The sequence below is a fragment of the Anaerobacillus sp. QJM3NY_17 genome, assembly GCF_056173665.1.
In genome coordinates this window covers 4,140,403-4,152,208 of record NZ_CM149685.1, presented here as the reverse complement: position 1 = coordinate 4,152,208, position 11,806 = coordinate 4,140,403, and the positions used below count along the sequence as shown (strand labels likewise).

Genomic DNA, 11,806 nt, shown 5'->3' with positions numbered 1-11,806 from the left:
GAGAGGTTTGCCAGCATGGATGTTTTATTGATCGCTAACTGGATTGCTTTCATTCTTGTAACCGCTTACGCGTTCTTCTTGTTTGGGTATGTTGTGAAGACTCGATATGAATACATTAAGCTTGGAAAGAAAGCAGAATTTGATCATTCCATGAAAGAACGACTAGAAGCTATTGTAGTCAAAGTGTTTGGGCAAAAGAAATTACTTAAAGATAAGAAGAGTGGAACCATCCATGTGATGATGTTCTACGGTTTCCTTCTCGTTCAATTCGGTGCAATCGATATGATTGTGAAAGGTTTATCACCGGGGTCACATCTTCCTCTTGGACCGCTTTACCCAGCGTTTACGTTTTTCCAGGAGCTCGTGACGCTAATGATTTTAACAGCAGTTGTATGGGCATTCTACCGTCGCTATATTGAGGCGATCGCTCGTTTAAAGAAAGGTTTTAAAGCGGGACTTGTACTATTGTTCATTGGACTTTTAATGATATCCGTTCTTTTTGCAGGCGGTATGGAAATTATCTGGCATGATGCTGGTTATTCTTGGAGTGCGCCAGTTGCTTCGGGAATTGCTTTCTTATTCTCATGGATTAATGAAACAGCAGCGATTGCGCTATTCTTCTTTTTCTGGTGGATTCACCTGCTCGTGCTTCTTACGTTCATGGTGTATGTACCGCAATCCAAGCACGCTCACTTAATTGCAGGACCAGTCAACGTTTTCTTGGGTCGTACAAACAAAGTAGGGCAGCTTGCATCTATTAACTTTGAAGATGAAAGTCAAGAAACTTACGGCGTGAATACGATTGAAGATTTCAATCAGAAGCAGCTTGTTGATTTGTATGCCTGTGTGGAATGTGGACGCTGTACGAATATGTGTCCAGCAACGGCAACAGGAAAAATCCTTTCTCCGATGGATTTGATCGTTAAGCTTCGTGATCACCTGACAGAAAAAGGCGCAGCCGTTACATCAAGAACGCCGTGGGTTCCTGCATATGCATTTTCTAACACAGCAGGAAATCAAATTGCTTATCAATCACGTGCTCAGCAGGAAACAGCTGCAGCAGCTGAAGGGCTTGTGAGCGATGGATTAATTGGTAACGTGATTACAGAAGAAGAAATTTGGGCTTGTACAACGTGCCGTAACTGTGAAGATCAATGTCCAGTTGAGAACGAGCACGTTGATAAAATCATCGATATGCGTCGTCACCTTGTCTTAATGGAAGGGAAGATGGATAGCGATGTACAGCGTGCGATTACGAACATCGAACGTCAGGGCAACCCGTGGGGGATTAGCCGTAAAGAGCGTGAGAACTGGCGCGATATGCGTGATGATATCGTTGTTCCAACAGTAAAAGAAAAAGAAAAAGCAGGCGAAGAATTCGAATATCTCTTCTGGGTTGGCTCGATGGGCTCTTACGATAATCGTAGCCAGAAGATTGCCGCTTCCTTTGCGAAGATCATGAATGAAGCTGGCATTTCGTTCGCTATTCTTGGTAACAAAGAAAAGAATTCTGGCGATACGCCACGACGTGTAGGAAACGAGTTCTTGTTCCAGGATCTTGCACAGAAAAATATTGAAACGTTCCAAAAGCATAATATTTCAAAAATCGTTACAATCGACCCTCATGCTTATAACTCACTTAAAAATGAGTATCCTGAGTTTGGACTTGAAGCAGAGGTTTATCACCATACCGAATTATTGTATGACTGGATCAAAGAAGGAAAACTGAAGCCGAAACACGAAGTAAACGAGAGAATCACGTATCATGATTCCTGTTATCTCGGACGTTACAACGAAGTATACGATCCACCACGTGAAATTCTTCGCAGTATTCCAGGCGTTGAAGTGATCGAGATGGACCGCAACCGCGAAAATGGTATGTGCTGTGGCGCAGGCGGCGGTTTGATGTGGACGGAAGAAGATACAGGATCTCGCATTAACGTAACGAGAACGGAACAGGCACTTAGCGTGAAGCCATCCGTTATCGGAAGTGCGTGTCCTTACTGCTTAACGATGATGAGTGATGGTACGAAAGCGAAGGAAGTAGAAGAAGAAGTAGCAACACTAGATATTGTCGAGATTTTAGAACGCTCCATTGTTCAAAAAGAAACTGTTCTCCAATAGACTGTTTGGCAAAGGGTTAGCTTATGCTGGTTTTTACGACCGGCATGAGCTCTTTCCTTTGTTACTTTGTCGGTAAGGTGAGCGAGCGTTCAGTCGCAATTTAATCAATTATGGTAGCGTTTTCAAAAATGAGAGGAGAGGTTTTTGTGGGCAAAACGGTCATTGTTAGCGGTGTGAGAACGCCGTTTGGAAAATTTGGTGGGGCTCTTAAATCAATAGAAGCATCTAAGCTTGGTGGAACAGCGATTAAAGAAGCTTTGGTTCGCGCTGGAATTGATCCTGCGGATGTAGGAGAAGTGATTATGGGGTCTGTCCTTCAAGGTGGTCAAGGTCAAATTCCATCTCGTCAGGCAGCAAGACACGCTGGTATTCCTTGGGAAGTAAAGACGGAAACGATTAACAAAGTATGCGCTTCAGGTCTTCGTAGCGTGACGCTCGCTGATCAAATCATTCGCTCTGGTGATGAAGAAGTCATTGTTGCCGGCGGAATGGAATCGATGAGCAACGCCCCATACATCATGAAGGACGCGCGCTGGGGCATGCGAATGGGCGACAAACAAGTGGTTGATCTCATGGTGCATGATGGCTTAACGGGCTCGTTTGATGGTTGTCACATGGGCGTTTATGGAAACACGACAGCGGAAGAGTATGAGATTTCTAGAGAAGAGCAGGATCGCTGGGCGACAAGAAGTCAGGAGCGTGCTGTGAAAGCGATGGAATCGGGGATTTTTGCAGAAGAAATTATCCCTGTTAACGTGCCACAGCGAAAAGGAGATCCTCTCGTCGTTGAACATGATGAAGCACCTAGAAAAGGCACAACAGAGGAGCAGTTAGGAAAGCTAAAGCCAGTCTTCGGTGCCGACGGAACGATTACAGCTGGGAATGCACCAGGTGTAAATGATGGAGCTGGGGCGCTTGTCCTTATGTCTGAAGAACGTGCTTCAAAAGAAGGCAAAGAAGTCATGGCCACAATTCTTTCTCATACAGCAATTGCTGTTGAAGCAAAGGATTTTCCTAAGACGCCGGGTCTCGTGATCAATGAGCTATTGAAGAAAACAGGAAAATCAATTGAAGAAATTGATCTATTTGAAATCAATGAAGCGTTCGCAGCTGTAGCGCTAACGAGCGGAAAAATTGCCTCACTCGATGAAGAAAAGGTCAATGTGCACGGTGGTGCAGTGGCGCTTGGTCATCCAATTGGAGCAAGTGGTGCACGCATTTTAATAACACTTATTTATGAATTGAAGCGACGCGGCGGTGGCATCGGAATAGCAGCGATCTGCAGCGGCGGTGGTCAAGGCGACGCTATTATGGTTCAGGTATAGAAGGGAGCATGATGATGGAAATAAAAACAATTATGGTGATTGGTGCAGGACAAATGGGAGCTGGAATTGCACAGGTGTGTGCAGCTTCTGGCTATACAGTTTATTTAAATGATTTGAAGCAGGAGTTTCTTGATAAAGGACTTGAGAGAATTGAGAAAAACCTCTCGAAACAAGTTTCCAAAGAGCGGATTACGCAGGAAGATCTAAGCGGAACGATGGAACGTTTGAGAGCGACGACAGATCTGCAGGATGCAAAGCATGTAGACATCGTCATTGAAGCAGCTGTTGAGAACATGGAAGTGAAGTGTAACCTTTTCGCACGGCTGGATGAAATTGCGCAAGATCATACGCTTCTTGCAACGAATACATCCTCTCTCCCAATTACGGAAATTGCAGCATCAACAAAGCGCCCTGAGAAAGTGATTGGTATGCACTTTATGAATCCGGTGCCTGTCATGAAGCTTGTTGAAATTATTCGCGGTCTAGCAACAACAGACGAAAGCTACCAGGCCGTTGAAAAGCTAGCGATGGATCTCGGTAAGACAGCGGTTGAAGTAAACGACTTCCCAGGATTTGTTTCCAACCGAATTTTGATGCCAATGATCAACGAAGCGATCTACACCGTTTATGAAGGTGTGGCATCCCCTGAGGATATCGATAGCGTGATGAAGCTCGGCATGAATCATCCAATGGGACCATTAACTCTCGCAGATTTTATCGGTCTTGATACGTGTCTTTATATTATGGAAACGCTTCAAGAAGGATTCGGCGATGATAAATACCGCCCATGTCCGCTATTACGTAAATATGTAAAAGCTGGCTGGCTCGGACGTAAGACAGGAAGAGGCTTCTACCAATACCAGGATTAACACCACGAGGAGGAACGAGCATGGAGCTTGTATTTACGGAAGAGCAGAAGATGATGCAGAAAATGGTGCGTGATTTTGCGGAAAAAGAAATCGCGCCAATCGTTGAAGAAATGGAAGAGACGGATCGTTTTCCACGCGAAGTGATTAAACGAATGGGCGAGCTTGGTTTAATGGGGATTCCGATTCCAGAAGCTTATGGCGGAGCGGAAATGGATTATACGTCATACATCATTGCAATCCATGAGCTCTCAAAAGTGAGCGCCACGGTCGGCGTAATTCTATCGGTTCATACATCCGTTGGGACACTGCCGATACTAGCGTTTGGTACAGAAGAACAGAAAAAGCGCTACATTCCGAAGCTAGCAACCGGAGAATACCTTGGTGCGTTTGCGCTGACGGAACCGAGTTCAGGATCAGATGCAAGCAGCATGAAAACGCGCGCTGTCCGAGATGGCGATCACTACATTTTGAACGGCTCAAAGATTTTCATTACAAACGGCGGCGAGGCGGATACGTATGTTGCCTTCGCAAGAACAAATCCTGAGGAAAAAGGAAGCAAAGGCGTAACTGCTTTTATTATCGAACGTGACATGCCTGGATTTAGCGTTGGGAAGAAAGAAAAGAAAATGGGGCTAAACGGCTCGAATACGGTTGAAATCATTTTCGAAGATTGCCGTGTGCCAGTTGAGAATCGTCTCGGCGAAGAAGGTCAGGGATTCAAAATTGCGATGGCAAACCTTGAGAGCGGCCGCATCGGGATCGCGGCACAGTCACTAGGAATTGCTGAAGCGGCGCTAAATTACGCGACGGCTTACGCGAAAGAGCGTCACCAGTTTGGTAAGCCGATCGGGCAAAATCAAGGTCTCGGCTTCAAGCTTGCCGATATGGCAACAGAAGTAGAGGCAGCGAAACTCCTAACCTATCGTGCGGCTGACCTGAAAAACCACGGGATCCCTTGCATGCAGGAAGTCTCGATGGCGAAGCTCTTTGCATCGAAAGCAGCCGTGAAAGCCTCGATTGAAGCGGTTCAAGTCTATGGCGGTTACGGTTACACGAAAGATTACCCAGTAGAACGCCTATTCCGAGACGCGAAAGTATGCGAAATCTACGAAGGAACGAGCGAAATCCAGAAAATCGTCATTAGTCGGAACTTGATGAAATAGAGAAAAGCGGAAGTGACAGAGGGTCTGGTCACAGCAGCTGGATCAGAAAAGCCAGGTATATCCGTTTTATTGTCCAAACCACCAAAAAGGAGAGAAACAGGATGAATTTTCAACTATCAGAAGAACATGAAATGCTACGGAAAATGGTGCGCGACTTTGCGAGGAAAGAAGTAGAACCAACAGCGGCTGAGCGTGATGAAGAAGAGCGCTTTGATCGAAAGCTTTTTGATCAAATGGCTGAGCTTGGTTTAACGGGCATCCCATGGTCAGAAGAGTACGGTGGCATTGGCTCAGATTACTTAAGCTATGTGATTGCAGTGGAAGAGCTATCACGCGTTTGTGCGTCTACAGGTGTAACGCTTTCTGCACATACCTCCCTTGCAGGCTGGCCGTTGAATGCATTTGGTACAGAAGAGCAGAAGCAGAAGTTCTTGCGTCCAATGGCAGAAGGTAAGCTAATGGGAGCTTACGGACTCACAGAGCCAGGGTCAGGATCGGATGCGAGTGGGATGAAAACGACGGCGAAGCTTGATGGCGATCACTACATCTTAAATGGCTCGAAAATTTTCATTACAAACGGCGGCGAAGCGGAAATTTATATCGTGTTTGCTCAGACCGATAAAGAAAAGGGTCATAAAGGGATTACGGCGTTTATCGTTGAAAAAGGAACGCCTGGTTTCTCAATGGGTAAGAAAGAGAAAAAGCTCGGTATTCGCTCTTCTCCTACGCTCGAAATCATTTTTGAAGACTGCCGTGTACCTGTTGAAAATCGTCTTGGCGATGAAGGACAAGGATTTAAAATCGCGATGAAGACGCTTGATGGTGGGCGTAACGGAATTGCGGCTCAAGCTGTTGGCATTGCACAAGGTGCGCTTGATGCAGCAACAGCATATGCGAAGGAGCGTAAGCAGTTTGGCAAGCCGATCGGCGCAAATCAAGGCATTGGCTTTAAGCTCGCTGATATGGCAACGAAAATTGAAGCAGCTAGACTATTAACTTACCAGGCAGCATGGAAAGAAAGTCAGGGTCTTCCGTATGGTAAAGAATCGGCGATGTCTAAGCTATACGCTGGAGATATCTCGATGGAAGTAACAACAGAAGCGGTGCAAGTCTTTGGTGGCTATGGCTATACGAAGGATTATCCAGTTGAGCGCTATATGCGTGATGCGAAAATTACGCAAATCTATGAAGGTACAAATGAAATTCAGCGTCTTGTTATTTCAAGAATGCTGATGGCTGATTAAGAAGCGCTATGCATCCACTCGCAGAACGACTTTCAAATCAGGATGAACGTGCGCTCGCAAAGGCGATCAGTCTTGTTGAAAATGATGCTGAAGACAAACTGGAATTACTGAAGGATATCCACCCGATGACGGGGCGTGCCCACTATATTGGGATGACCGGATCACCCGGTGCCGGTAAAAGTTCGCTCGTTAACAGGCTGATTACCCACCTTAGAAAACAGGATCTCACTGTTGGTGTTGTGGCCGTTGATCCAACGAGTCCGTTTAGCGGGGGTGCCCTTTTAGGAGATCGTGTCAGGATGGCGGAGCATTTTACCGATCCTGGTGTCTTTATCCGAAGCATGGGAACACGAGGGAGCCTTGGGGGGCTTTCTCGAACGACGAAGGAAACGGTTCGCTTAATGGACGCGTTTGGATTCGATGTCATTTTAATTGAAACGGTTGGGGTTGGGCAATCAGAGCTCGATATTATGAAGATCGCGGATACGATTGCCGTAGTGTTGAACCCAGGTAGCGGGGACGTTGTGCAAGTCTTTAAAGCTGGCATTATGGAAATTGCGGATCTTTTTATCGTCAATAAAGCAGATTTACCAGGTGTCCCCAAGCTACTGGCTGAGCTTGAAAGCATGCTCGATCTGGTGAAGCATGATGCGCCGTGGCGTCCACCGATTGTGAAGGCGATCTCTGTTCAAAATCTAGGTCTTGAGAATGTTTGGAAACGAATGAAGGAGCATTTTGAATACAGTAAGGAGTCTGGTGAGCGCGATGCTAGACGCAAAACCTCACTTGAACGAGAAGTGATCGAAGTGGTGCATGATGAAATGATGAAGCAGCTTATGGAGCGCGAAGCAGAGGATAATGGCTGGATTGATGAAGTGAAAAGTGGCGCCATCGACCCTTACTCAGCCGCTGTGAAGCTGCTTCAGGATTATATGGGCAGCCTTGAGAGGAAGGGGATGGGAAGGTGAAGAAAAACGTTCCTTCGATGGTAAAGGATGAAAAGCTCATTCAGAAACGACGTGAGCAAATGATTAAAGCAGCGGTCTCCCTTTTTAAGGAAAAAGGGTTCCATCGTACGACAACGCGAGAAATTGCGCGTGTTGCTGGCTTTAGCATTGGTACGCTGTATGAATACATTCGCAAAAAAGAAGATGTGTTATATCTCGTTTGTGACAGCATTTATGATGAAGTGAGAGAGCGTCTAGAAGATCAGCTTAAGCCTGACATAACAGGAATCGAGCGTTTAAGGCAGGCCCTTCATGCGTTTTATCATGTGATGGACGATATGCAGGATGAAGTGCTTGTTATGTACCAGGAAGCAAAGTCCCTTCCGCGGGAAACGCTCCCTTATGTATTGAAAAAAGAGCTAGGCATGGCAGAAATTTTTGAGCGATTGATTGAAGAATGTGTAGCAGAAGGAAAACTTCGGCTTACAGAAGAGGAAATTTACGGAGCTGCTCATAACATTCTCGTGCAGGGACAGATGTGGGTGTTCAGGCGCTGGGCGCTTCGGTCTCATTATTCCATTGAAGAGTATACAAGAATGCAGGAGGCTTTTTTGATTCAAGCTTTAAATCCTGTAGAAACTACGAACCGATAGAGGAGGAACAGCAGTGAGTGTAGTCGAAACGTATAAACCAGTGAACCATGTTCGTTTTGTAACCGCTTCAAGTTTGTTTGATGGTCATGATGCATCTATTAACATTATGCGCCGCATTCTACAGGCGAGCGGTGCAGAAGTTATTCATCTCGGACATAACCGCTCTGTTGAGGAAGTCGTGAACGCTGCCATACAGGAAGATGCGCAGGGAATTGCAATCTCGTCTTATCAAGGCGGTCATATGGAATACTTTAAATATATGTATGACCTTTTAAAAGAAAAAGGCGCTTCACACGTTAAGATTTATGGCGGTGGGGGCGGCGTTATTATTCCTAAGGAAATTAAAGAGCTGCATGCTTACGGAATTTCTCACATTTTTTCACCTGATGATGGAAGTGATCTTGGTCTACAAGGGATGATCGATATGATGATCAAGGAATGTGATTTTCCGACGTTTAAACAAATTGATAACCAGATTGATCGCTTGCATGAGCGCGATCCGCAGGCTGTTTCGAGTCTCATTACCCTTGCTGAAAGCTATGGAGGAGAACGTACAGAAGAGACGGCGGCCGCTGCTGAGCAAGTGTTTGATAAGCTTAAGAATATGGCAACCGACTCTCCAGTTCTTGGGATTACTGGTACTGGTGGAGCTGGGAAAAGCTCCTTAACTGATGAGCTCGTACGCCGTTTCATTAATGAATTTGATGATAAGACGGTAGCGATCCTTTCCATTGATCCGACAAAACAAAAGACTGGCGGCGCACTGCTCGGTGACAGAATCCGTATGAACGCTATTCACAATGACCGCGTGTTTATGAGAAGTCTCGCAACGCGAAAATCAAAAACTGAGCTTTCACTTTCAATACGTGAAGCGTTAACCGTTGTGAAAGCGGCTGGATATGACTTGATCATTATTGAAACAAGCGGAATCGGCCAGGGGGATGCCGAGATCGTTGAAATTTCTGATGTTTCGATGTATGTGATGACAAGTGAATTTGGTGCGCCTTCACAGCTTGAGAAAATTGATATGATCGATTTTGCGGATTTGATTGTGATTAATAAATACGAACGCAAAGGCTCTGAAGATGCTCTGCGTGACGTGAAGAAGCAATATCAGCGTAGTCACATGCTGTTTGAGCAAAATCTAGATAACATGCCTGTCTACGGCACGATCGCAAGTCAGTTTAATGATCCGGGCACGAATACGCTTTTTAAAGCATTGGTTGATACGATTCATCGTAAATGTCGAAATGACTGGGCAACAAACATTGAAACAAGTGACATCGTAGAAAAGCTGAATCTCATTATTCCACCGCAGCGTCAGCAATATTTACAGGACATCTCTGGTTCCGTTCGTCGTTACCATGAATACGTTGAAAAGCAGGTTCAGCTTGCAAGGAAAGCATTCCAGCTTCAAGGGACGATTGAGATGCTAGAGAGTGCGGGAGACAATGACGAGACGATTGCAATGCTCTCTAAGATGAAAGATGAAAACATGGACGATATGCATGGGGAAACGCGTAAGATTATCGAAAGCTGGCCTGAAGTGAAAGAGAAATATAGTGGAAAAGAATTCATTTCCGTTATCCGCGAGAAAGAAATTGTAACAGAACTAACGACGAAGAGTCTTTCAGGATTGGATATTCCAAAGGTTTCTCTACCGAAGTATGAAGATTGGGGAGAAATTGTGCGCTGGGTATTGAAAGAGAACGTGCCGGGCTCATTCCCGTATACCGCTGGCGTCTTTCCATTTAAACGAAAAGGAGAGGACCCGAAGCGTCAATTTGCAGGCGAAGGAACGCCTGAGCGAACGAATCGACGGTTCCATTACCTCTCTGAGAACGAAGATGCGAAGCGCTTAAGCACCGCTTTCGATTCTGTGACGCTTTACGGAGAAGATCCTGACTATCGTCCTGATATTTACGGAAAAGTTGGCGAGAGTGGCGTGAGTATTTGTACACTCGACGATATGAAAAAGCTTTATGCAGGCTTTGATTTATGTGCACCATCGACTTCAGTATCTATGACGATTAATGGCCCTGCGCCGATCATACTCGCAATGTTTATGAACACGGCGATTGAGCAGCAAATTCAAGGGTTTGAAGAAAAAGAAGGTCGTAAAGCAAACGAGCAGGAGCTTGCTGATATTAAGGCAATCACGCTTAGCACGGTTCGTGGTACTGTTCAGGCGGACATTTTAAAAGAAGATCAGGGTCAAAATACATGTATTTTCTCAACAGAATTTGCGCTTCGGATGATGGGGGATATTCAGGAGTACTTCATCAATGAGAATGTGCGCAACTATTATTCAGTGTCAATTTCCGGTTACCATATTGCCGAAGCGGGTGCGAATCCTATTTCACAGCTGGCGTTCACGCTTGCGAATGGCTTTACGTATGTCGAGTATTATTTAAGTCGCGGTATGGATATCGATAAGTTTGCACCGAATCTTTCCTTCTTCTTTAGTAATGGACTTGACCCAGAATATACCGTTATTGGAAGAGTGGCGCGCAGAATTTGGGCGACGGTAATGAGAGAGAAGTACGGGGCAAATGCTCGTAGCCAGAAGTTAAAGTATCATGTGCAAACGTCAGGACGTTCTTTGCATGCGCAAGAGATGGACTTTAATGATATACGCACAACATTGCAGGGCTTAATGGCGATTCATGACAACTGTAACTCGCTTCATACGAATGCTTACGATGAAGCTGTCACAACACCAACAGAGGAATCCGTTCGTCGAGCTATGGCAATTCAAATGATTATTACGAAAGAGCATGGACTGACGAAGAATGAAAACCCACTACAAGGTTCATTCATTATTGAAGAATTAACAGACCTTGTGGAGGAAGCTGTTCTTAGTGAATTTGAGAAGATTAACGCGCGTGGCGGTGTATTGGGTGCAATGGAGACACAGTACCAGCGCGGTAAAATTCAAGAAGAGTCTATGCATTATGAGATGCTAAAGCATAGCGGTGAGCTTCCGATCGTTGGAGTGAACACGTATAAGAATCCAAATCCACCTGCAGAAGAAGAGTGGAACATGGAGCTTGCAAGAGCGAGTAAGGAAGAAAAGGAACAGCAAATTACAAACTTAAAGCAGTTCCAAGAAACACATTCGGATACGACAGAAGATGCGCTGAATCGCTTAAAGAAAGCAGCGTTAAGTAAAGGGAATATTTTCGAAGAATTAATGGAGACGGTGAAAGTAGCAAGTCTAGGACAAATTACAACCGCACTCTATGAAGTTGGTGGAAAATACCGTCGAAATATGTAGACCGTTAAGAACTTGTCAAATGCAAGCGTTCATATTATTGTAGGAGGAAGGAGTAGCCTTCCTCCTTTTCGTACGAAAAGGTACATCATTTGAAGGTGAAATCCTTCTATTTCAATAGATTTGTTTGAAAATCGTAGCATAGATTGCGTAATTTTGTTTATAATGAATGGTATGTTTTGTATTAGGATTTACAAGTAGCTTGAA

General features: G+C 45.1%; 8 protein-coding genes. All 8 read left to right on the top strand.

Annotation, left to right across the window (positions count from 1 at the left end; genetic code table 11):
- Positions 1–15 precede the first annotated feature (15 nt).
- The 8 genes from AC0VYV_RS21170 (at position 16) to icmF (ending at position 11,602) form a co-directional block, all read left to right on the top strand.
- Positions 16–2,124 carry a (Fe-S)-binding protein gene (locus AC0VYV_RS21170; RefSeq protein WP_283153329.1) on the top strand — a complete coding sequence of 703 codons (2,109 nt, stop codon included), beginning with the start codon at positions 16–18 and terminating at the stop codon, positions 2,122–2,124.
- A gap of 146 nt (positions 2,125–2,270) precedes the next feature.
- A complete protein-coding gene (locus AC0VYV_RS21165) occupies positions 2,271–3,449 on the top strand; it encodes an acetyl-CoA C-acetyltransferase (protein ID WP_475374258.1) in 1,179 nt (392 codons plus the stop codon).
- A gap of 14 nt (positions 3,450–3,463) precedes the next feature.
- On the top strand, positions 3,464–4,318 hold the full coding sequence (locus AC0VYV_RS21160; RefSeq protein WP_475366161.1) for a 3-hydroxybutyryl-CoA dehydrogenase: 855 nt from the start codon (positions 3,464–3,466) through the stop codon (positions 4,316–4,318).
- A gap of 20 nt (positions 4,319–4,338) precedes the next feature.
- Positions 4,339–5,481, top strand: a complete 1,143-nt coding sequence (locus AC0VYV_RS21155) for an acyl-CoA dehydrogenase (protein WP_194218355.1) — start codon at positions 4,339–4,341, stop codon at positions 5,479–5,481.
- Between the two features lie 101 nt (positions 5,482–5,582).
- Positions 5,583–6,725, top strand: coding sequence for an acyl-CoA dehydrogenase (locus tag AC0VYV_RS21150; RefSeq protein WP_475366160.1), 1,143 nt, complete (start codon positions 5,583–5,585; stop codon positions 6,723–6,725).
- A gap of 8 nt (positions 6,726–6,733) precedes the next feature.
- Positions 6,734–7,693 (top strand): methylmalonyl Co-A mutase-associated GTPase MeaB, encoded by a 960-nt coding sequence (gene meaB / locus AC0VYV_RS21145; protein WP_475366159.1) that lies wholly within the window; start codon positions 6,734–6,736, stop codon positions 7,691–7,693.
- Between the two features lie 17 nt (positions 7,694–7,710).
- A complete protein-coding gene (locus AC0VYV_RS21140) occupies positions 7,711–8,325 on the top strand; it encodes a TetR/AcrR family transcriptional regulator (RefSeq protein ID WP_430245337.1) in 615 nt (204 codons plus the stop codon).
- A 13-nt stretch (positions 8,326–8,338) separates the two neighbouring features.
- Positions 8,339–11,602, top strand: coding sequence for a fused isobutyryl-CoA mutase/GTPase IcmF (gene icmF, locus AC0VYV_RS21135; RefSeq protein ID WP_475366158.1), 3,264 nt, complete (start codon positions 8,339–8,341; stop codon positions 11,600–11,602).
- Positions 11,603–11,806: the final 204 nt, after the last annotated feature.